Genomic DNA, 21,714 nt, shown 5'->3' with positions numbered 1-21,714 from the left:
AAGGATTAGTCGACCTTGCTCTCGGGGTCGGCGATGAACGCTAGGAACTCGGTACCGAGCGGAGTCGTCGCTGGCACCCACAGTCCGTTCTCCGTCATCACCGCGGCGAGCGACTGGTTGATCAGGCCAGCGGTGGTGAGTGCCCCGGCGTACCGGTCGATCAGATCGCGACGGCCGGAAAGCTCCGGCATGCCTGCCTCGATGATGCCGATCTTCGGGCCCATGTAGATGTTCGGCCGAGCGATACCCTGGCGGTCGAACCAGCCAGGCGGATCGGAGAGCAGCTGCAGCATTCGCATGTGAGTCGGGGTGAACCGGTCGATCATGTCGAAGAAAAGCTGCTGCGTGTCGACGTCCGGCGCGTCGGGCATCACGGAGTTGACGACTGCATTGCGCAGCACCTCGAGCTTCTCGGCCCGTGAGGTGCGGTCGGCGATCTGCGCGGCCGTGGTCAGCGCGTCCATGAACGCGTCTTCGCCGGTGAGCCGTGCGAAGTCACCGACCTGCTCCTCGAGCTCGTGCATTTTCGCGGCGAGGTCGTTCAGCCATCGGGTGCGTCGGTCGGCAAGGCGCCGGCCAGCGAGTTCGTTGAAGGCGACCTGGAGGGCGCTGCCCGCGACTGGCACGAACGAAATGGCCATCTCGGCGGACTTCGCAAGCCCTTGCTTTCGGTCGCTGTCCTCGGGGTACGGTTCCACGCTGGGCATGGTGCCCCACCGCCGCAACCTTGGGTCGGTAGGTGGGCGCTCGTTTGCCTGCCCGATGCCAGTGCCGCACGCTGGTCGATGGCGCCCCGATCGGGCGGCGGGTGACCCGCCGCCCGTTTCCTGTCGGGGGCCTCGCTACCCGACGGGTGAACCCGTGGTCAACGCATCGACGCCGAGGAAGTCCCCGACGATCCGCCGCACCGGCTCGTGGTGCCGACGCGTCGCGTGCACGTAGACGTTCATCGTCGTGGTCACGCTCGCGTGCCCGGCCATCGTCCGCAACGCCGCCAGGTCGACGCCTTCGGTCGCCAGCAGCGTCAGCAGCGAGTGCCGCAGCCCGTGCATCGTCATCCGGCGCGGCAGGCCCTTCTCCCGCGCCAGGTCGCGGATCTTCACCCACCGGTCCGTGTAGAAGTCCTCGTACCGCCAGTGGTTGCCGCGCGGCGCCACGAACACGAACTGCCGCCCCGGCTCCCGGCTTGCCGCAGCCACCCGCTCGGCGACCACCCGCATCACCTCGGCGGTCAGCGGCACCTCCCGGTAGCCCTGCTTCGTCTTCGGCTTGGGCTCGACCACCCACCGCCGGTTCACCTTGCGCAGGACCTGCACGATGGACGCCGTGCCCCGCGCGATGTTGACGGCCCGGGGCGGCAGCGCCGACACCTCGCCCCAGCGCAGCCCCGTCGACAGCTTGCACAGCAGCAGATCCGCCGCCTCCGGGTCGACCGCGTACGCCGCCTCGAGGAACAGCCGGGCCTCGTCCGGGCTCTCCAGGATGTCCCGCTCGGCGCGCGGGCCCTCCGGCAGCGGCAGCCCGTCCATCGGGTTCGACGTCCGCACGGCGGGCTCGCCGTCCTCGCCCGGCCGGCACGCCGCCTTGAAGATCGGCACCACCGTCTCGCCCCGGATGTTGGCGATCGTCTTCGCCGACAGCCCGGCGTCGCGCAGGCCCTGCTGCCACTCGCGCATCTCTCGCCGGGTGATTTCGGCGATCGGCCGGCCGCCGATCCGCGGGTAGACGTGCTTCTCCAGGCGCTCCCGGTACTTGCGCACGGTCTCCGGGTGCGGCTTCACCAGCTGGCCCAGCCACTCCTCGGCGTACGCCTGGAAGGCCAGCTTCTCCTCGGCCGGCTGCGGCGCCGACGTGACGCCGCCGGGCACCAGGTAGCCGAAGCCGTGCTCCACCAGCTGCTCCGGCGATGGCCGCCGGTTGCCGCAGGCGTCGACGAGCGCCTTGAAGCGCTTCGCGTCAGCCTGGTAGTCGAACGTCTCCCCATCCCAGTCACCATCACGGCCGCCGCCGTCGCGCCACTTCACCCGCCACCGGGTGGTCTTGCCGTCCTTCGTCTGTCTCTTCTCGACCTGCGCCACTGTTCCTCCACGTGAACAGGCGGCCTCCCAGCTACGCGAGCTCTGCCGCCAGCCACGCCTATATGCGCAGCAGTGGGACCGTAACCGTCTCACTCGACGGAGGCAAGATCACACCCTTGACGCTCCTCATCTAGGGCCGTGATCCCACGGTGATCCCACGGCGGCAACAGCCCGAGAAACAACTAAGGCCGCTGACCTGAATAAAGCCAGGTCAACGGCCTTTTGCCTTCGTTCTCAAGATCGTGTCCGAGGGGGGACTTGAACCCCCACGCCCTATACGGGCACTAGCACCTCAAGCTAGCGCGTCTGCCATTCCGCCACCCGGACCTGCTCGTTCAGCCTACCTCGCCGACCTGGATGATCTTGACACCCGAAGGTCGGCCCGGCGGGCCGCACGGGGAGTTACTGTACACGCCACTCGTGGATCATGCACATCGCCATCCGAGCCCCCCGTCGAGGCGTTTCCACCGCTGCTCAGACCGCCTCACGAGGGCTCACCGACGCACGGCCGAAGACGTGTCCGGGTAGCGTCCGGCGGCCCTCTGACGGCAGCATTGCCACGTGCCCCATCCCTCTCCTCTGGCTGCCGCCCAGCACCGGGCCCTCGCCCTGCGCGCCGCGGGCGACCTCAGCGCCGCCCAGCAACTGCTCGCGGAGGCCGTCGGATCCGCCCGCCCGCCGTACGGGGAAGACCACCCCGAGGTGCTGCACACCGCGCACCTCCTGGCCCGGCTGCACCGGGAGGCGGACAACCCGCTCGCCGCCCGCCGGGTGCTGGAGGAGGCGTTCGCCGCGGGCGAGCGGCGCTGGGAGCACTCGGACCCGGTGATGCTCGCGCTCGCCTTCGAACTCGCGGAGGTCGCCGAGGAACTGGGCAACCGGCACGAGGCCCGCCGCAACTACACCCGCGTCGCCACCGCCGGGCCCGCCGTGCTCGGGGTGCACCACCCGGTGGTACGCGCCGCCCGCCACTACCTCGGCGATGCCGCTCCCGGCCCGGCCGCGCCGGCCGAGCGGCACGTGTCGACGCCGGCACCCCGGCAGGCCCCTGACAACCGGTCCGCCGATCCCGCCCCGGCAGACGATGCAGGGACGCGCTCGGCGCTGTCCGGTCCGACGCTGTCCCTGGCGACCCTGGCCGCGATGCGACCGTCGGCGGGCGAACCGCCGGCCGCCGCGTCGCCCTGGGCTCCGCCGCCACCGCCGGCCCCTCCTCAGCCGACCCCTTCGGCGGTACGCGCACCCGCCGCACCACCCCCGCCCACCGATACCGGTCCACCGCCGGGACCGGCTCCCGCCCCCCGGGTGACGCCGGCCCCGCCGGCAGCTCGATCGACACCGACCTCCGTCACGCCGGGGTCACCGCAGCCCGGACCGCCGCCACCAGCACCTCCCGCGCCGCCGTCAGCAACTCTCGCGCCGCCGCCAGCACCTCCCGCCTCACCACCCGTGCCGCCGCGCCAGCGCACCGAGCAGCAGCCGGGACCAGCCCGACCGCCGGTCGACCTGTCGCCTCGCCCACGGCCGGCGAGCCAGCCGGCGCAGCCGCAGCTGCTGGTCGGACCGCAGCAGCCACCCCGGCCCCTGTCCGAATCACCCGTACCGCCACGCCAGCGCGTGGGCGACCAACCGCAGCACCCAGCGGTCGACGCGCCGCCCCCGCCGACGCCATCCACCCCGGTGCCAGCCGCCGCGCCGACAGCCCCGGCGGTCCCGCCGTCTCCGGCGCCCCAATGGGACAACCCGACGATCCAGGTTCAGCAGATCGAGCCGCTCCTGGCCGAGGAGACGGCCCGGGCTGCGGCCACGCCGGCCGAGGCGAGCGGTTCACCCAACGTGGCCGGCGGCGCGGCGGGCGGGCCCTCCGCCGCCACCGCACCTCCCGAACAGGCGCACCCGGTGAGCGCACCCCCCGGCCGCAACCTCCCCGTGTCCGGACCGCCCGGCCACAACCGCCCCATGTCAGGAGAACCGGGGCTCCCCTACCCCGTGTCGGGGTCACCCGGCCACCCCTATCCCGTCTCCGGACCGCCCGGCTACCCCCAGCCGGTGTCCGGAGTGCCCGGCCACCCGTACCCGGTATCCGGCCCACCGAGCCAGCCCTACCCCGTGTCCGGACCACCGAGCCAGCCCTACCCGGTGTCGGGGCCACCCGGCTACGGCCAACCTGTCTCGGCACCACCGGGCCAGCCGTACCCGGTGTCCGGGCCGCCGGGTTACCACCAGCCCGTCTCCGCACCACCGGGCCACGACTACCCGGTGTCCGGCCCACCCACCTCCGCGCCGCCGGTGAGCGCGCCGCCCGTACCTCCGTGGGGGTTGACCGCGCCGCCGTGGAGCCGCACCTCGCCGCCGCCGTCACCGACGGCGGGCAACGACCCGGCGGGTGGGTCTCAGGTGGACGGGCGCGGGGGTGAAGCACACGCCGAGGTCGAGTTGGGTGAGCTCGGTGCCACGGCGATGCCGCCGGACGCGCCAGCGCATTCGACAGGTGTGACGCCGCCCGCTTCGACGGAGGTGTTCCCGCCCGTCGGGCCGGCAGGCGGAGCTCCGGCAAGGCCTGACTCGGGCCTCACCCAGCCGGACCTGACTGCCCGACCGTCGAGCCCCGTCGCGGCGCCGCTTGAGACAGCACCGTCCGCCTGGTCACCGGGTGTTGACCCGGCTCCGACCACGCAAATCTCCAGCGGGTACCCCGAGTCGACCCTGCCGGAAGCGGCTGCTCCGGGTCCCTTCGCGTCACCTGCGACCGCAGCCCCGACCTACCCGCCGGGCGCTCCCGAGCAGTATCCGGTCCAGGAGCGGTACCCGGCCCAGCAGTACCAACCGGGTCAGCAGGTGTACCCGGGCCAGCAGTACCACCCGGGCCAGGACGGGTATCGGCCGGCGTACACCGATGAGAGGTCGACGGGCCGCGGCCGGGCGACGCTGATCGGCGCGGTGGTGGCCGCCGGGGTGGCCGTGGTGGCGGTGGGCGGCCTGGGCGCGGTGCTGCTGAACCGCGACGACGCGCCACCGGCGACCGGGACCGCGCCGACCGCGGCGGCGCCGACGGCGGCCGGCCCGCCGCCGGGTGATCTGAAGCTGCGGGACGACTCGGTCACGATCACGCTGACCTGGACCGACCCGTCCGAGGGTGCGGTGCCGTTCATGGTCGCCGGTGGCCGGGCCGGGCAGGCGCTGGGAGTGATGGCCACCGTGGACCCTGGCCGGACCAGCTACACGGTCAACGGCCTGAACTCCCGAGTGGACTACTGCTTCACCGTGCTGGCGGTCTACTCGACGGACAGCTTCGCCACCTCGGGGCAGGTCTGCACCGAGCGGGAGCGCAGCACCCCACCGAGCTGAGCTGCTCGTCCACACCGCACACGCTCGGTATCCACAGGGGTGACCGTGCGGGTTCCCCCGCCACCTGCCGAGCCATATGATGGCACCCGGCTTAGGGGAGGGGTCGCCGCGAGGCGCGCCACCTGCCACGACTCAGGGGAGGCAGCCGGCTGTGGCCAGCATCGAGGACGCCGCACGCACCGAAGCCCCCCGTTCGCGGTCCCGGCTGCGCGGCGGGCTGGTGACCGTCGGCACGGTGACCGCGCTGCTGGCGGCCATGGGGCTGACCGTCCTCGGGTTGGGCGCGGCGGACAACGCGGTGGCCAACTACGACGCGAGTTCCTGGCTGTGGAGCGCGGCGCGCAGCGAGCTAGCCCGGGTCAACGGGGTCACCGCCCGCGTCGACACCCGCACCGAGGTTCCCAACGCTCGCCGCCACCTGATGCAGGTCACCCAGACCGACCGGCTGCTGATCCTGCGCGACCTGCAGACCGGGCAGGTCAGCTCACTGGACCTGGCCACCCTGCAGCTCACCGCGACCACGCGGACCACCCCCGGGCTCGGCGTGAGCGTCGCCCTGCACGAGGACGCGGCGTTCGTCGTCGACGCCGCGCAGGGCATCGTGCGCCAGCTCGACCCGCGGTCGCTGACCCCGGTCGGCGAGCCGGTCCGCTACCCGCCGGGCATCACCGGCGGCACCTTCGACGGCGAGGGCCGGCTCTGGGTCGCGGTGCCCAGCGAGGGCACAGTGTCGGCGGTCACCGCCGCGAAGCTGCCGTCCGCGCCGGCCTCGGCCGCGCCCGCCGGTGGCGGGCTCAGCCCCGAGCGGGTCGAGACGTACGACGTCGCCGAGGCCAGCCACGAGCTGGTGGTCTCCACGCTGGACGACGGGGTCGCGGTGCTCGACCGCACCGCCGGGAAGCTGGTGCGGGTGCAGCGCGGCGAGGTGCACCCGACGCCCCTGAAGTTGACCGGCCCGGCGGCGCTGCCGGCCCGCACCAGCGGTCCGCGCGTCCCGGTGACCGTGTCGGCCGAGCGGCGGGTGCTGGTGGTGGGTGACGCCGGCGAGGAGCGGGCGTTCACCGTGCCGGGCAACGGCGACCGGCTCAGCCCGGCGGTGGCCTGGGCGGACAGGTTCTACTGCGCCGACGAGGCCACCGGCGCCATCTACTCCTTCGACACCGGCGGCCAGTTGGTCGACACCATCCGCGGCCGGGCGAACGGGCCGCTGGAGCTGGAGGTGCGGGAAAACCACCTCTTCATCAACTCCCCCGACTCGGCGACCGCCCGGGTGGTGGACGACAAGCACCAGGTGCGCGAGGTCAACAAGTACGCCAACGACGTGCTCGGCGGCGACCCGCCGCCGACTCCCCCGCCGCCGCCCCCGCCGAAGAAGCCCCGGGTGGGCAAGCCGAGCGCGCCGCGCAGCGTCACCGCCGCCGCCGGCAACGCCCAGGCCCGGGTGAGCTGGCGGCCGGCCGCCGCGAACGGCGCCGAGATCATGAAGTACGTGGTGCAGGGCGCCGGCCAGCGCCTGGAGGTCGGTGCCAACCAGCGTGCGGTGGAGGTCAAGGGGCTGACCAACGGCGAGACGTACCGGTTCGCGGTGCACGCCGTGAACGCCAAGGGCGACGGCCCGTCGCGCAGCAGCAACCCGGTCACCCCGACCGCCGCCGTGCCCGATCCGCCCGCGAGCGTCACCGCTCAGGAGCGGCCGGACGGCACGGTGCTGGTGAAGTGGCCGGCGGCGAACGGGCAGGGCAACAAGATCGCGAAGTACGCGGTGACGGCCAGCTCGGCGGGGACGAACGCGCCGGCCGGCGAGTCGACGAAGACGGAGCTGGTGGTGCCCGCCGGGGAGCTGGAGTTCGGCACCCAGTACGCGTTCACCGTGGTCGCGGTCAACGACAAGGGCGCCGGCTCGGCGGCCTCGCCGGTCAGCAACACGGTGGTGCCGTTCGCGGCGCCCGGCCGACCGGTCGACCTGCGGGCCGGCACGGTCGCCGACCAGCCCGGCGCGATCACCGTGCAGTGGGCGCCGGCCGAGGCGAACGGCCGGCCGGTGACGAAGTACCTGGTGGACGTCGGCGGGCGCAGCAGCGAGGTGACCGACACCCGCACGACCGTCACCGGGTTGGGCAACGGCGAGAACGTCACCGTGAAGGTGAAGGCGGTCAACGAGGCCGGGCCCGGCCCGGAGGCCACCACCACCGCCCGCACCGTCGCCGAGCCACGGGTCACGGTCACCGGCTCGTCGGCGACCGCCACCTCGGCGACCGTCACGTTCACCGTGGACGCCGGCGGCGGCAAGGCCACCTGCTCGGTGAACACGCCGGGCGAGCCGGCGAAGGCCGGGCCGTGCTCCAGCATCACGGTGCCGGGTCTGACGCCGGGCACGAAGTACACGTTCACGGTGACCGCCACCAACGCCGCCGGCAAGGGCACCGCGACGCGGGCCCAGACCACCGAGGTGCTCTACGGCATCGCGACGTGCAACAACGGGCCGGACGGCGACCAGCGGACCTACTGCAACAAAGAGGTCGACGGCCGCAACGGCAACGAGATCTTTTCCGTCGCCCGGCAGGACAACGACCAGCAGGTGGGCTGGGCGAAGCCCGGCACCCGGCTGAAGGCGTACTGCAAGAAGTCCGGCGGGAACGTCGACTCGTGGATCTACAACAACAACAAGCAGAGCACCTGGTGGGTGCAGGTCGAGTACAGCGGGAAGAACTACATCCCCTGGGCCTGGCTCAACCTGGAGGGCGGCGACAACATCAACGTCCTGCCCACCTGCTGAAGCACCCAGGCAAGGAGCACCACCGACCGTGAACACCCACGAGCCGCTCACCCAGCCGGAGGTGCAGGGCTTCGCCGCACTGGCCGCCCGGCTGGCCGAGAACGTCAACGCGGTCGTGCTCGGCAAACCGCAGGTGGTCCGGCTGGCGCTGACCGCGCTCTTCGCGCAGGGTCACGTGCTCCTGGAGGACGTGCCCGGGGTCGGCAAGACGACCCTGGCCCGGGCCATCGCCGCCACCGTGAAGGGTGAGTGGCGGCGTATCCAGTTCACCCCCGACCTGCTCCCCTCCGACGTGTCCGGTGTGACGATCTTCAACCAGGCGACCCGGGACTTCGAGTTCCATCCCGGGCCGGTCTTCGCCAACATCGTCATCGCCGACGAGATCAACCGGGCGTCGCCGAAGACCCAGTCGGCGCTGCTGGAGGTGATGGAGGAACGCACCGTCACCGTGGACGGGGTCCGACATCCCGTGCCCGCGCCGTTCCTGGTGGTCGCCACGCAGAACCCGGTGGAGATGGACGGCACCTACCGGCTCCCCGAGGCGCAGCTGGACCGCTTCCTGGTCAAGCTCTCCGTCGGCTACCCGGACGAGGCGGTCGAGGTGGAGGTGCTGCGTGGCGCCACCGTCCGCTCCCCCGAGGCGCTCACCCCGGTCACCGACACCGCCACCGTGGGCGAGATGGTCCGGATGGCCCGTCGGGTGCACATCGCCGAGCCGCTCTACGCGTACGCGGTTCGGTTGGCCGCCGCCACCCGCACCCACCAGCACGTACGCGTCGGAGTCAGCCCTCGGGGTGTCATCGCGCTGACCCGCGCCGCGTGCGCGTACGCGCTGATCGACGGGCGGGGTTGGATCATGCCGGAGGACCTGAAGGCGCTCGCCGAACCGGTGTTCGCCCACCGGCTGCTGCTCACCCCGGACGCCCAGGTGCGCGGGATGACCGCGGCGGAGGTGCTGCGCCAGGCCATCGCCTCGGTGCCGGTGCCGCTGCCGTCGGGGCAGCCGGCGCCGGTGCAGGGCTGACCGGCAGCAGCGCATGGGGATCACCGCCCGCGGGGTCGGGCTGCTCGTCGCCGCCGTCGTTCTGCTCGGGGTGGGCTTCCGGTTCGCGTACCCCGAGTTGACGCTGCTGGGGGCGGCGGCCGGCGCGGCCGTCGGATACGCCGCGCTGACCGCGGCCTGGCGGCCCCGGCTGGTGGTGGCCCGCCGCGCCGACCCGGACCGGGTGGCCCGCGGCGAGCCGGCGAGCATGACGTTGACCGTCCGCAACACCGGCCGGCTGCGCTCGGCGAACCTGCTGGCCGAGGACCGGTGTGGGGACCGCACGGTGCCGGTGCCGCTGCTGCGCCTGCGGCCCGGCCGGGACACCGAGGTCCGCTACGACGTGCCGACCCATCGGCGTGGGGTGGTGCCGGTCGGGCCGCTGCGGGTGACCCGGCGGGACCCGCTGGGCCTGGTGGCGCTGACCCGCCCGTACGGTGCGAGCACACCGGTGTGGGTGCACCCCCGGGTCCACCCGCTGACGGCGGTGCCCACCGGCGCGGGGCGCAGCCTCGACGGCCGGGTGGACGGGGTGCCGCACGGGTCGATCACCTTCGACTCGCTGCGGGAGTACGTGGTGGGCGACGAGCTGCGCCGGGTGCACTGGCGCACCAGCGCCCGGGTCGGCGAGCTGATGGTGCGGGAGAACGTGGACACCAGCCTCCCCCGCCTGGTGGTGCTGCTGGACAACCGCGCCGCCGCGCACCCCGCACGGGTGCGAGGGGTGGCGGAGTCGTTCGAGTCGGGCTGCGAGGCGGCGGCGTCGATCGTCACCGCCGCGCACCGCGCGGACCTGCCGGTGCTGTTGGTACTGGTCGCCGCGGAGCCCGCCACGTCGGTCGAGCGGGGGCGCGGCGACCGGGCCGACGGTGCGGTGGACGGCGAAGGCCACCCGCTCGGGCCGCTGGACCGGCTCGCCGCCGCCGAACTCTCCGGCGACGACGACGCGCTGCGCGCCGCCACCACCCGACTGCGCCAGGACCGGCTCGGCGACACGCTGATCTTCCTGACCGGGCCGGGTGGCCGCGCCGACCTGGGGCACGTGGGTGCGCTGCGCGGCGCGTACCCGTCGGTGGTCGTCGGGGTGTTCGGCCCGGCCGAGCCCACGCCGGCCGGTACGGCGGGCCTGGTGGTGGTCGACGCGGCGGACGGCGCGCAGTTCGCCGCCGAGTGGGACGGGGTGCGCCGGTGGTGACGGGCGTCGACCAGCAGCGACCGGGCCCTGCGACCACCGCCGGCGCGGCGGGATCCGGGACGAGTCCGGGCACGCCGCCGATCGACGGCTCGGCACAGCGGGACTGGCCCGGGCGGGTGTGGCGGGCACTGCGGGCCGCCGTCGTCCCGCTCGCGTTGATCGGGTTGACCGCGCTCGCCGGGGTGGTGCTCGGCCGGGTGTACGCCGGCGACCTGCTGACCCGGTTGGTCATCGGCGCCGCAGCCGGTTCGGTGCTGGTCAGCGTGGCCGCCCGGCGGCTGCCCTCGTGGCTCGTGGCGCCGGTGTCGGTGGCCGCGATGGCCGGTTGGACACTCTGGTCGCTGCGGCTGGCCGCCGCCCGCGCCGAGCTGCCGGGCAGCCTGCTGGAGGTGACCGCGGACGCCGCGCGCAACGGCATCCCCCGGCTGCTCACCGCGATGATTCCGGTCGAGCCCACGCCGGACACGGTGCTGATGCCGGTGGTCGCCGCGTGGCTGGCCGGGCTGGCCGGCGCCGAGGTGGCGCTGCGCACCGGCCGGGTGCTGTTGGGTTACCTGCCGGCGGCGGGGCTCTTCGCCGCCGCCCTCTATGTGGTCGGGCCGAACGCCGAACCGGCGATCGGGGCGACGCTCGCGTTCGTCGCGATCGCCGCGGTGGGTCTGGCGGCGCCCGCCGGGTCACCGTCGACCGGCGGTGATCCGGCCGCCGGCCTCGCCCCCCGGGTCCGCGCGGCGGTGCGGGTCCGGCTCGCCGCCACCGCGGCGCTCGGGGTGGCCCTGGTGGTCGGGCTGGTGGCGCTGCTCGGCCCGGTCGTCGCCGGTCAGGTCGACGGTCGGCCGGTGGACCCTCGGCGGTACGTGGAGCCGCCGCAGGTGCAGACGCTGGACGAGAACCCGCTGATCCGGATCTCCGGGTGGGCCCTGCACCCCGAGCAGAAGCTGCTCGAGGTGAGCACGGTCCGTCCCGGCGGCGTGACGCCCCCGGACGGCGGCACCGCGAGCGGTGGGCCGGATGGCGGCACCGACGACGAGCCGGCGGACGACGCCGGTGACAGTGTGCGGATCCGCCTCGCGGTGCTCAGCGACTACGACGGGGTGACCTGGCGGGTCGGCGCCAACTACCGCAACGCCGGTCGGATCCTGCCGGCCGCGACGCCGGCCCGGGACAGCACGGTGGAGACGGTCCGGCAGCAGATCACCGTGGCCGACCTCAGCGGCCGGCTGCTGCCGGCCGTGGCGACCCCGAGCGAGGTCAGCGGCGCGCGGGTGGCGTACGACCCGGCGACGGGGACGCTGATCCGGCCGGAGGGGCTGACCCCGGGGCTGCGGTACACGGTGACCTCGGCCCGCGAACGCCCGGACAGCAACCTCCTGGCCACCGCGAACGTGCCCGCCGGTGCGGAGGTGGCTCGGGTGCTGCGGGTCGCCGACGGGGTGCCCGACCCGATGCGCCGGCTGGCCGCGCAGCTCGCCGAGGAGAACGGCGCCCCGTACGCGCGGGCCGCGGCGATCGAGCAGTTCCTGGTCGAGCACTACCGGGTGGTGGCGGACGCGCCGAGCGGGCACGCGTACCCGAACCTGGGCTTCTTCCTTTTCGGCCCGCGCAACGGCGGCGGGCAGCGGGGCACCTCGGAGCAGTTCGCCGCGGCGTTCGCGGTGCTCGGCCGGCTCTCCGGGCTGCCCACCCGGGTGGTGGTGGGCTTCGGGTCCACCGGGCAGGGGCCGGTGCGGGCCGGCGACGCGTACGCCTGGCCGGAGGTGCTCTTCGACGGGTTGGGCTGGGTGTCGTTCGACCCGCTGCCCCGCCCGGACAACGAGCCGAGGCCGGTGGAGGAGGACTTCCGCCCGACGCCGGAGGATCCGCCGCCGTCGGAGGCGCCGGAGCCCACCGTGGAGCCCACCGCCTCCCCGGAGCCGGTGTCCGTCGCCGACGGGCCGGCCGGCCAGGGTGGCGTGTCCACCCCGGTGCTGGTCGCGGGCGGCGGTGGTGGCCTGCTGCTGGTGGTGGGCGCCCTGCTGCTCACTCTGCTGGCGATGCGCCGCTCACTCACCCGCGCCCGGCTCGGCCGGGGCGACCCCGGCGAGCGCATCGCCGGCGCCTGGCGGGAGGTCACCGACGCGCTGCGGCTGGCCGGTCGACCGGTCGGCGCCGACCTGGCGGCCACCGAGGTGGCCGGGCGGGCCCGCCAGGCCCTCGCCGACGCCCGACCGGGCGCGACCGGCGACGGCACAACCGGCGACGTTCCGGCCGTCGACGAGCTGGCGGCCCTGCTCAATCAGGTGGGCTTCGCCCCCGGCGCCGCAACGGCCGACCAAGCGGCTCGCGCCGCCGAGCTGGCCACCGTCTACACAGCGACCCTGCGCTCCGCCCGACCCTGGTGGCGCCGCCTGCTCTGGTCCGTCCACCCATCCCCCCTGCACCGCGCCCGCCGGTCCCCGCGGTGATCAAGAACTTTGCGTCGCCTGCGGACCCATTCCTGACGCAAACCTCTTGATCACCGGAGGCAGGTCCGGGGGCGGGGGTCATGTCCAAGCGCTGGAGGACGCATCACCGGTCCTCGGACGCAATCTGCTTGCGCGTCGAAAGACGCTATCGAGCCGGTGATCGAACCCGGCCGACGCGCCGACCATAGTCGGCGGCCACGGCGATGACGAGGGGCCCCCATGCGACCATCGGGGCGTAGAACCACAGCACCTCCCAGCCCGGAGCCTGATGTGCCGGTTCGTCGCGGCCTATCCCCACCCAACCGCGCTCCACAAAATGGAACCTGCTGTTCAAGAAGAGATACACGCAGATGGCGGCGAGCACCGAACCGCCGATCAGCGCGACGAGCACGACTGGGCGCGCCGGAATCGGACGGCCCCCGAGCAGCGGTACCCAGTGCGGAAGTCGTTGTCCCCAGCGTTGCACCAGCCCGAGTGTCAACAGCGCCAGCCCCATCGACAGGGCGGACAAGAAGATCATGTACCACGGGGTGACGGCATCGTCGGTGAACACGAGGGACAGTCGCCAGACCGCGGACGGCAGGACGCAGAGCGGGACGGCGTAGGCGGCCCAGACGGCCCAGGGTGGCGGGGCGGCGGCCCAGGCGCGGTGAGAGTCAGTGGGGCCCATCGGTGCTCCGATCTTCGAGGGCCAGAGCCGTTGGGACTCTGGCGGCGTCTGTCTGCTCCTGACGCGGCCAGGTGGCGAGGGCATAGCCGGTGGTCGTGACGCCCAGCGACACTCCCCAGCCGAGGAACACCAGCAGCGTGGTGGCTACCGCCCACCCCTCCCACACGTCCGACCAACGCAGGTCACCCGCGAGTAGTTGGCCGACGAACACCGCGACGCTCAACACGCCGTAGGTGACCAGCGCGAGCGCCACCACCCCGGCCGGGATCACCGCCAGCAGCCGGGGAACCCGTCGACCGTGCAGCCCCGGCACCCAGTGCGGGAACTGCTGCCCCCACGGCTGTACCAACCCGAGAACGAGCAGGCCGGCGAGCGGCGGGACGAGAGTGATCGCCACGCCCGTCGGCGTCGAGAGATTCAGGTGGATGTCATTCAGTTCCCGCTCGGATATGCCGAACGGAACGCCGAGCACCCAGAGCGCGTGCGGCACGGCCCAGCCGACCACCGGCAGCGCGACAGCCGCGTACGCCCAGAGGCGCGTCCACCGCGGCACCGGCTGGTAGCCGGAACTCACCGCTCCGCGCTGGGGACCGGATGCGTTCGCAAGCCCGGCGAACAGGACGCCACCCGCTACCAACGCGAGTCGGGCGCCGAGGTCACGCCAGTCCGAGGGACGCCCCGCCAACGCCGCCGGGACCTCGAAGAGCAGATGCAGCGGGAACGCGACGACCAGGAGCAGCGCGCTCGCCGCCCAACTCCCGGCGGCCGCGGCGCGGCCCGGGAACCGGATGGCGCACACAACAATCATTGCGAGAGCGACACCGACTCCCACCGCTCCCCGTCCCGCCCAGAACGGCAGCGTCTCCACGCGGTCCGCGCCGCATCCACCCGCCGGATCGACCAGATCAGTGCGGTCGCAGGCGGTGTACCCCCACCGGCCACCCGCGATCCAGTACAGACGCAGAGCCACCTCACCGACGACGAAGACGACGCATGCCATCGCCCACGGTCTGGCCGCGTCGTTCGCTGCGGATCGGTGAGTACGAGCGGAACGGTCTGACATGTCGCCCCCTACGCGCAGCGCCGTGTCGGCACACCGGAACCTGGCGACCACACAGCGACACTCATGAACCAATGATCTGCGGCGATGGACGCACTCCTCCTCCCCAGCAGAAGTGAATGCAGTCCCGCAGCTGGGGGATGGCCCTTGCGCTTGGTTCAGGGGTTGAGGGGTCAGGCGGTCAGGCGGCGGATGAGCTTGCGGAGGCCTGCCTGCCAGCCGTCCGGGTCCTCGGCGCGGCGGCGCGCGTAGTCGGCGACCTCGGGGTGCGGCAGGATCAGGAAGCGCTCCTCGGCCAGCCCGGCGATGGTCGCGTCGGCGACCTGGTCCGGGGTGAGCACCGCACCGGAGGCGGCGATCACCCGGGCGCCCAGGTGGCCCTCGACGATTCCGTCGGCGAGCATCGGGGTGTCGACGCCCTGCGGGCAGAGCGCGCTGACCCGGATGCCCCGGTCCCGGTAGGTGATGGCCAGCCACTCCGCGAAGCCCACCGACGCGTGCTTCGTCGCGGTGTACGCGGCGTCGCCCACCGCGGTCAGCACGCCCGCCGCCGAGCAGGTGTGCAGCAGGTGGCCGCCGCCCCGGGCGAGCATCCCGGGCAGCACCGCGCGGGCGGAGTAGACGTGGGCGAGGACGTTGACCCGCCACGCGCGGTCCCAGCCGGCGTCGTCGACCTCCACTCCCCCGCCGGTGGTCACGCCCGCGTTGGCGCAGAACAGGTCGATCCGGCCGTACCGCCGCTCGGTGTCGTCGACCAGCGCGCGGACCTGATCCTCGTCGGTGACGTCGAGTGCCTTGGCGTGCGCGAGCGGGCCGATGCCCTCGGCCACGGCGCGGGCCGCGTCGCCGTCCAGGTCGGCGATCACCACGGCGGCGGCACCCTCGGCGGCGAACCTGCGGGACAGTGCCGCCCCGATGCCGCCGGCGCCGCCGGTGACCACCACGATCCGGTCGGTGAGGTTCACGTCGACGCTCCTACGGGGTCGGTGCCCAGCTGGGCGATGAGGGTGGTCAGTGCGGCCGCACCGCCGGCGGTCACCTCGGGGGTGGGCAGCAGCGCGAGGACGGGCACGTCCACGCCGGCGTCGGCGTAGCGGCGCACCTCGGCGCGGCAGTGCTCCGGCGAGCCGTGCAGCACGAGCGCGTCGACCACCTCGTCCGGCACCGCCGCGCTGGCGCCGCGCCGGTCACCGGCGGCCCACGCCTCCCACATCGGCGCCAGCGCCTCTTCACGGCCGAGCCAGCGGTGGAACTCGGCGTACGCCGGGACGGTGAGGTAGCTGGTGATCAGCCGGCGACCGAGCTTGCGGGCGTACCCGGCGTCCTCGGTGGGGCAGACGAAGATCCGGGCGGCGACCTCGAAGCCGGCGCGGCGCTCGCCGAGCTCGGCGAGGGCGCGTGGCACGTCGTCGGCGCCGAGCCAGTTGAGAATGACCCCGTCGGCCTCCGCGCCGGCCAGCCGGAGCATGCCGGGGCGCAGCGCGGCGAGCAGGATCGGCGGCGGTACGGCTGGCGGCCGTTCCAGGGTGAACCGGCGCACGGTGAAGGTGTCGTAGACCTCGTCCACGGTCTCGCCGCGCAGCGCGGCGCGCAGGAAGCGCAGGACGTCCCGGGTGCGCCGGAACGGTTCGTCGAACCGCACGGCGTTCCAGTCGCGGACCAGCACCGGCGAGGACGCGCCGATGCCGAGCGCGAACCGGCCCGGCGCGGCCTCGGCCAGCGCCGCCGCGCTCATCGCCAGCAGCCCGGGTCCCCGGGTGAAGACCGGGGTGATCGCGGTGCCCAGCCGTAGCCGGGGCTGCCAGGCGGCGGCGAGCGCCAGCGGGGTGAACGCGTCGGTCCCGGCGACCTCGGACGACCAGACGTCGGTGAACCCGGCCCGGTCGAGCGTCGCGTAGACCGCGGCGTGGTCGGCCAGCGGGATCCCGCCCAGCGGGACCGTCATGCCCCATCGATTCGTCACCGATCGATCGTGCCCGTTGACCGGGTCCGCGAGCAAGATCCCCGAACCGGGCGGATTTGCCGGCATCGGTCCGCCCGACCGGTCCGGCGGTGTTACGACTGCCAGGTGGACCGGACCGACCGCGCGGGCGGCTGACCGTGGGTTCCAGGGCAGCGGGTCGCCTGGAGCCGGTATCGGCGGGGGCCGCTCCGAACCGGGCCACCTTCCTGGAGCTCTTCTACGACCTGGTCTACGTCTTCGCGCTCACCCGGATCTCCACCCGTGTCTTCGAGGACCTGGCCCAAGATCCGGGTCGGGAGCACGGCTGGGCGGCGGTCACCGGAGGCGGCAAGACGCTGCTGTTGCTGCTGGCGCTCTGGGCGCTCTGGCAGGGCACCGCGTGGACGACCAGCCGCTACGACCCGTACCGGGTGCCGCTGCAGGCCGTCGTGATGACCGCGCTGGTCTGCAGCATGGTCATGGGGGTGGCGATCCCGCGGGCGTTCACCGAGACGGCGCTGATGTTCGCGGTGGCGTACGTCGTCGCGCAGGTGTCCCGGCCGCTGATCCTGTCGATCGCGCTGGGGCCGCATCCGTACCCGCCGGCTGAAGGTGCGGATGGCGATCGTGTACGCCACCAGCGGGGTGTTCTGGATCGGTGGGGCGATGCTGACCACCAACCAGCAGGTGGTGGCGTGGTCGGCGGCGTTGGTCATCGAGTACGCGGCCAACCGGGCTGGCTGGCCGGTGCCGGGGCTGGGCCGGTCGACGATCTCGAAGTGGGACATCGCCGGTAAGCACCTGGCCGAGCGCTACCAGCAGTTCTTTCTGATCGCGCTGGGCGAGACGATCCTGGTGGCCGGTCTGGCGTACAGCAAGGGGCCGTACCGGTCGGGGCACGCGCTGGCGTTCGCGTTGGCGCTGGCCACCACGATCACGCTGTGGCGGATCTACTTCCAGCGCGCCGGGCAGATCCTGGGCGAGGCCGTGGCGCAGGCCCGGCACCCGGCCAACATCGGCCGCTCGGCGGCGGACACCCACCGGTTGATGGTGATCGGGCTGGCCGGCACCGCGGTCGGCTATGAGCTGATCATCGAGCATCCGCTGGACCGGATGCCCGGGCCGTGGCTGGCCATGGTGCTCGGCGGGCCGGCGCTGTTCCTGGCCGGCCGGGCCCGCTTCGAGTACGAGGTGTTCGGACGGGTCTCGCCGTCGCGGTGGATCGCCCTCCTGGCGCTGGCGGTGGTGGCGGCGCCGCTGCTGCTCCTGCCCGGTGTGGCGACGACCGCCGTCGTGGTGCTGGTGCTGGCCGCCGTCGCGGTCGCCGACGCCCGGCGGGCGCGCGGCGCCCCACCGGAGGCGCCGAAGACGCCGTTCTGAGCCATCGGGGTACGCCGATATGATGGCGGCGCGGCAGGTTAATCTCGGCAGGTGACCTTCTCCCTCGTGGCCCGCTCTGCCGACAGCCGGTTGCACGGCGTCGTCGTGGCCAGCAAGTTCCTCGCCGCCGGGGCGCTCGTGCCGGCCGCGGAGGCCCAGGTCGGCGCGCTGGCCACCCAGGCGCACGTCAACCTCGCCTACCGCCCGCAGGGGCTGACCCTGCTGCGCACCGGGGTGCCGGCCGCCGATGTGGTGGCCGGCCTGATCGCCGCCGACGCCGAGCGGGAGCACCGCCAGCTCGGCGTGGTCGGGGTCAGTGGTCCGGGTGCCAGCTGGACCGGGCCGGCCTGCCACCCGTGGGCCGGTGGGCGCACCGGCGACGGCTGGGCCGCACAGGGCAACGTGCTCACCGGCCCGGAGGTTGTCGACGCGCTGGGCGAGGCCTGGCTGGCCGGTTCGGCGCTGCCGTTCGCCGAGCGGCTGGTGGCCGCTTTGCGCGCCGGTGACGACGCCGGCGGCGACCGGCGGGGCCGGCAGAGCGCCGGTCTGCTGGTGGTCGAGCGCGACGGCGGGTACGGCGGTAGGAGCGACGTGCTGATCGACCTGCGGGTCGACGACCACCCCGATCCGGTGGCCGAGCTGGGTCGGCTGCTCGCCGTGCACACCCTGCTGTTCAGCCGGCCCGACCCGGCCACGCTGCTGGATCTCAGCGGCGCGGTGGCCGACGAGGTGGCGGCGTTGCTCAGGGCTCTGGGTCACCCGGTGGCCGACGACGGGCCGGAGGGCGCGTTGATCTCCTGGGCCGGGCTGGAGAACCTCGAAGAGCGGCTGGTGCCGGGGCGGATCGACCCGGTGGTGCTGACGCACCTGCGCGGCGTCGCCCCGCACGTGCCCGCGCCCCGCTCCGCGAGCTGACCCGGGTCAGCTCCCGAAGGCGAGCCAGCGGAACCCGGCGGCGTCGACCGTGGCCCGCTCCGGGCCGGTCAGTGCCACCCGCCCGGTGGTCTTGCGGATCAGCGTCAGCCGGTCCCAGCGCAACTCGGCCGGCGCCGGCCGTCCGTCGGTGAGCAGGTCGACGATCACCGCTGCCGCCTGGGCGGTGAGCCATGGGGGGCGGTCCAGCGCGGCGGCCAGGTCCAGCCCGTGCACGCCCACCTCGAGGACCCGGGTCCGCAGGAACTCGGTGAGGCGCATCGCGTCGCCGTGCCGGGTCCGGACCAGCCGCTCGGGCGGGGCCGCGGCGACCGCGGCGTCGGTGGCCCGCCAAGCCCGGTCCAACTCGGTCGCCAGCGCCGCCCGGTCCACCTGTAGCGCGTCCCGCCGGCCGCCGGCGATCCGGTCGGCGTCCACCTCCGGGGTGAACTTCGCCGCGCCGAAGTACTCGGCGGCGTCCACCTCGGCGCGCGGCGGGGCCGGCGCGGCGAGCATGTCGGTCAGCCGGCCGGCGCCGGTACGCACGTGCGCGATCAGCTCGCGGACGGTCCACGGCGGGCAGCCGGTCGGCCGGTCGAGGTCGGCGTCGTCCAGCTCGGCCAGGATCTCGGTGAGTCGGGCGCACTCGGCGCGGAACGCCACGCGGACGGGATCCACCGGCAGCTCTAGCCCTTGACCCGTGGCACCAGCCGGTGCACGACGATGAGCACCAGCGCCATCACCACCGCCATCGTGCCGGCGATGCCGGCGGCGCTGCCCGCGTACCCGACGAAGAGCGGCCGCCGGGTCAGCTCGTCCGGCCCGGTGTCGCGCAGCTCGACCAGCCAGGACAGGGCCAGCACGCAGCCGATCAGGGCGAGCACGCCGACGGCGCCGAGCAGCAGGGCGGCGAGCCGGTGCGCGTCGCCGGGGGCGACCTTCGCCCGCTCCCGCTGGGTGACCAGCAGAACCAGCCCGGCCAGCGCCGCCCAGACGCCCACCACCAGGTACGCGGCGACGGCGTCGCTGGGCCGGTGCCAGCCGGCGGAGAGGGTGGCCACCCCGGCGACGGCCGCGTAGCCGGCGCCGAGGAAGGCGCCGACCGCCCGCACCTTGGGCGGCAGCACGAGCATCAGCGCGACCGCCACCGACGCGGCCACCGCGGTGTGCCCACTGGGGAGGCTGTTGCCCACCCCCGCGCGTTCCGGGTCGAGGCCGTAGTCCGGCCGGTTCAGCCCGTACTTCAGCAGCTGGGTGGAGACATTCGCGCCGGCGATCAGCAGGGTCGCGGTGATCGCGAGGGCGATCCGCCCCCGCATCAGCGCGATGAACCCGATCGTCGCGGTAGCGGCCAGCAGGGAGACCACCGACATCGCGTTGAGGAGCTTGTCGACCGGTCCGTCGATGCGATCCTGACCGATCCGGTTGCCGGTCAACGCGACCGTGTCGATCCACTGACCGATCTCGGAGTGCACAGCCACCCGCCAGACGACGAGGAAGGCAGCCGCCTGGACGACGGCCATGACGACCAACCAGACCGCGGTCCAACCCCTTGCCGTCGCGCGCATCCGCACACCGTAGCGGCCGGCGTCCGCCGGGCGGCCGGTGGCCCACCGGGGGCCGGCGGTTAGGTTGGAGCGGAGGCGAGGAGGTGACGGTGGGCGGCACACCGGAGCGCGACGCCGGCCAGGCCGCGCCCGACCCCGACCGGCACGGCGGGATCGACACGGGCCCCGATCGGCCGGCCCGGGCCGAATCGCTGACGGACCTGCTCGGCGGGCGGGGCGGCGCCATCGACGCCACCCTGCCACCGCTGGCGTTCGCCGCCGGCTGGCTGCTCGGCGGAGAGTCGATCTGGGCCGGGGTCGGCGCGGCGCTGGCCGTCGGCGCGGTGGTGGCCGGCGTCCGGCTGCGTCGCGGTGACCGGCCCCGCTCAGTGCTCATCGGACTGCTCGCCGTCTGCGTCGCCGCGCTGATCGCGGTACGCACCGGCCGGGCCGAGAACTTCTTCCTGATCCAGCTGCTCTCCAACGCCGCCAGCGCGCTGGCCTGGGCGGTCAGCATCGTGGTGCGCTGGCCGCTGCTCGGGGTGCTGGTCGGCGCGGCGCTGGGCCAGCGCTCCCGGTGGCGGCGCGACCCGGCGCTGCTGCGCGGGTACGCCCGGGCGAGCTGGGTGTGGACGGCGACCTATGTGCTCCGGGTTGCGGTGTTCGTGCCGCTGTACCTGAGCGGGCAGGTGCTCGCACTGGTCGTGGCCCGGGTCTCGCTGACCTGGCCGCTGGTCGCGGCGGCGCTGGCGGTGAGCTGGGTGTTGCTGCGCCGGTCGCTGCCGCCCGGGCACCCGGGCTTGCGTCACCCGGTAACCGGGGACCCTGCCGCGCCGCCCGGATGACCCGCGCGGGCAGTGCGTTGGCGGGCAAAAAAGTGGAGAGGCCGCCACGGGGGGAGCGGCCTCTCCGGTGACGTACGTTACTCCGTCACCGTCTTCGGTGTGATCCCGTGACGGCCCAAATTTCTGGGCTTTTTCGCGACAGCCTCCAGTCCGGGCGGTGGGGGCGGGCCGGCCGATCCGCTGCGTTGGCCGGATGGCCGGGCCTGACCGGGGGTGTCAGGCCGTGCGCCGGCCGGGTCCCGTCGTTCCCCCGGACCCGGCCGGACCCCGGGGTGGGCGGGGCACGCCGCCCACACCAGGGGTGCTGTTAGCCGTTCGGGAACGGGTTGCCGTAGTCGGCGTGCGCCATGGCGACATCGCTGCGCGCAGAACCGGTGGTAGGTCAGCTTCTCGACCTTGAAGGGCCGAGCTTGCGGATCGTGACGGCTCGTGGTGATGAGCACGAGGTCACGCCGCGTTCGGCAGGCTGACGGCT

16 protein-coding genes, 1 tRNA gene and 1 pseudogene are annotated in these 21,714 nt (G+C 73.9%); 9 read left to right on the top strand and 9 right to left on the bottom strand.

What is annotated here, in order from left to right; genetic code table 11:
* Positions 1 to 5: 5 nt before the first annotated feature.
* The 3 genes from ACWD6N_RS11770 to ACWD6N_RS11760 form a co-directional block, all read right to left on the bottom strand.
* Positions 6 to 698: a hypothetical protein gene (locus tag ACWD6N_RS11770; protein WP_450004691.1), complete on the bottom strand. Its 693-nt coding sequence runs from the start codon at positions 696 to 698 to the stop codon at positions 6 to 8.
* Between the two features lie 144 nt (positions 699 to 842).
* Positions 843 to 2,078 (bottom strand): tyrosine-type recombinase/integrase, encoded by a 1,236-nt coding sequence (locus tag ACWD6N_RS11765; RefSeq protein WP_450004690.1) that lies wholly within the window; start codon positions 2,076 to 2,078, stop codon positions 843 to 845.
* Positions 2,079 to 2,321: 243 nt separating this feature from the next.
* Positions 2,322 to 2,405 (bottom strand) — tRNA-Leu (locus ACWD6N_RS11760).
* Positions 2,406 to 2,639: 234 nt separating this feature from the next.
* Here ACWD6N_RS11760 and ACWD6N_RS11755 point away from each other — a divergent pair.
* From ACWD6N_RS11755 to ACWD6N_RS11735, 5 genes are all read left to right on the top strand, one after another.
* The gene (locus tag ACWD6N_RS11755; protein WP_387329792.1) at positions 2,640 to 5,426 is read left to right on the top strand and encodes a tetratricopeptide repeat protein; all 2,787 of its coding nucleotides are present in this window, start codon (positions 2,640 to 2,642) and stop codon (positions 5,424 to 5,426) included.
* Positions 5,427 to 5,577: 151 nt separating this feature from the next.
* Positions 5,578 to 8,202 carry a fibronectin type III domain-containing protein gene (locus tag ACWD6N_RS11750; protein ID WP_450004689.1) on the top strand — a complete coding sequence of 875 codons (2,625 nt, stop codon included), beginning with the start codon at positions 5,578 to 5,580 and terminating at the stop codon, positions 8,200 to 8,202.
* 28 nt (positions 8,203 to 8,230) lie between these two features.
* A complete protein-coding gene (locus ACWD6N_RS11745; protein ID WP_387329787.1) occupies positions 8,231 to 9,226 on the top strand; it encodes an AAA family ATPase in 996 nt (331 codons plus the stop codon).
* Between the two features lie 13 nt (positions 9,227 to 9,239).
* The gene (locus tag ACWD6N_RS11740; protein ID WP_387329784.1) at positions 9,240 to 10,439 is read left to right on the top strand and encodes a DUF58 domain-containing protein; all 1,200 of its coding nucleotides are present in this window, start codon (positions 9,240 to 9,242) and stop codon (positions 10,437 to 10,439) included.
* Positions 10,415 to 12,883 (top strand): transglutaminaseTgpA domain-containing protein, encoded by a 2,469-nt coding sequence (locus tag ACWD6N_RS11735; RefSeq protein WP_387329781.1) that lies wholly within the window; start codon positions 10,415 to 10,417, stop codon positions 12,881 to 12,883. The genes ACWD6N_RS11740 and ACWD6N_RS11735 overlap by 25 nt, the downstream gene beginning before the upstream one ends.
* Positions 12,884 to 13,028: 145 nt before the next feature.
* Here ACWD6N_RS11735 and ACWD6N_RS11730 read toward each other — a convergent pair whose 3' ends face one another.
* From ACWD6N_RS11730 to ACWD6N_RS11715, 4 genes are all read right to left on the bottom strand, one after another.
* Positions 13,029 to 13,436 (bottom strand): hypothetical protein, encoded by a 408-nt coding sequence (locus ACWD6N_RS11730; protein WP_387329779.1) that lies wholly within the window; start codon positions 13,434 to 13,436, stop codon positions 13,029 to 13,031.
* 103 nt (positions 13,437 to 13,539) lie between these two features.
* Positions 13,540 to 14,553: a hypothetical protein gene (locus ACWD6N_RS11725; protein ID WP_387329776.1), complete on the bottom strand. Its 1,014-nt coding sequence runs from the start codon at positions 14,551 to 14,553 to the stop codon at positions 13,540 to 13,542.
* A 233-nt stretch (positions 14,554 to 14,786) separates the two neighbouring features.
* Entirely contained in the window at positions 14,787 to 15,578 is a 792-nt protein-coding gene (locus ACWD6N_RS11720; RefSeq protein ID WP_387329773.1) for an SDR family oxidoreductase, read from the bottom strand.
* Complete coding sequence (locus ACWD6N_RS11715; protein WP_387329857.1) at positions 15,575 to 16,558, bottom strand: LLM class F420-dependent oxidoreductase; 984 nt, start codon at positions 16,556 to 16,558, stop codon at positions 15,575 to 15,577. Before ACWD6N_RS11715 ends, ACWD6N_RS11720 begins: the two co-directional genes overlap by 4 nt.
* Positions 16,559 to 16,665: 107 nt before the next feature.
* Between ACWD6N_RS11715 and ACWD6N_RS11710 the strand changes: the two are divergent.
* The 3 genes and pseudogenes from ACWD6N_RS11710 to ACWD6N_RS11700 form a co-directional block, all read left to right on the top strand.
* Positions 16,666 to 17,091 (top strand): annotated as a pseudogene (locus ACWD6N_RS11710) (low temperature requirement protein A); the annotation flags it as partial.
* Between the two features lie 82 nt (positions 17,092 to 17,173).
* A complete protein-coding gene (locus ACWD6N_RS11705; protein ID WP_450004688.1) occupies positions 17,174 to 17,935 on the top strand; it encodes a low temperature requirement protein A in 762 nt (253 codons plus the stop codon).
* A 51-nt stretch (positions 17,936 to 17,986) separates the two neighbouring features.
* Positions 17,987 to 18,850 carry a DUF1028 domain-containing protein gene (locus ACWD6N_RS11700; protein WP_387329768.1) on the top strand — a complete coding sequence of 288 codons (864 nt, stop codon included), beginning with the start codon at positions 17,987 to 17,989 and terminating at the stop codon, positions 18,848 to 18,850.
* Between the two features lie 6 nt (positions 18,851 to 18,856).
* Here the strand turns inward: ACWD6N_RS11700 and ACWD6N_RS11695 are convergent, their stop codons facing one another.
* Positions 18,857 to 19,525 carry a maleylpyruvate isomerase N-terminal domain-containing protein gene (locus ACWD6N_RS11695; protein ID WP_354966355.1) on the bottom strand — a complete coding sequence of 223 codons (669 nt, stop codon included), beginning with the start codon at positions 19,523 to 19,525 and terminating at the stop codon, positions 18,857 to 18,859.
* 8 nt (positions 19,526 to 19,533) lie between these two features.
* Positions 19,534 to 20,421 carry a phosphatase PAP2 family protein gene (locus tag ACWD6N_RS11690; RefSeq protein ID WP_354966356.1) on the bottom strand — a complete coding sequence of 296 codons (888 nt, stop codon included), beginning with the start codon at positions 20,419 to 20,421 and terminating at the stop codon, positions 19,534 to 19,536.
* 146 nt (positions 20,422 to 20,567) lie between these two features.
* Between ACWD6N_RS11690 and ACWD6N_RS11685 the strand changes: the two genes are divergently transcribed.
* Entirely contained in the window at positions 20,568 to 21,239 is a 672-nt protein-coding gene (locus tag ACWD6N_RS11685) for a DUF3159 domain-containing protein (protein WP_387329853.1), read from the top strand.
* Positions 21,240 to 21,714: the final 475 nt, after the last annotated feature.

Source organism: Micromonospora sp. NPDC005163, from assembly GCF_053599835.1.
Note: the sequence above shows the minus strand (reverse complement) of the source record. Positions and strands in the feature narration are given on the sequence as shown.

Bases quoted from the DNA above. Each gene is read 5' to 3' on its own strand.
- ACWD6N_RS11705 (WP_450004688.1), top strand. From the start codon at position 17,174: ATGGCGATCGTGTACGCCACCAGCGGGGTGTTCTGGATCGGTGGGGCG.
- ACWD6N_RS11715 (WP_387329857.1), bottom strand. From the start codon at position 16,558: ATGACGGTCCCGCTGGGCGGGATCCCGCTGGCCGACCACGCCGCGGTC.
- ACWD6N_RS11740 (WP_387329784.1), top strand. From the start codon at position 9,240: ATGGGGATCACCGCCCGCGGGGTCGGGCTGCTCGTCGCCGCCGTCGTT.
- ACWD6N_RS11725 (WP_387329776.1), bottom strand. From the start codon at position 14,553: ATGGCATGCGTCGTCTTCGTCGTCGGTGAGGTGGCTCTGCGTCTGTAC.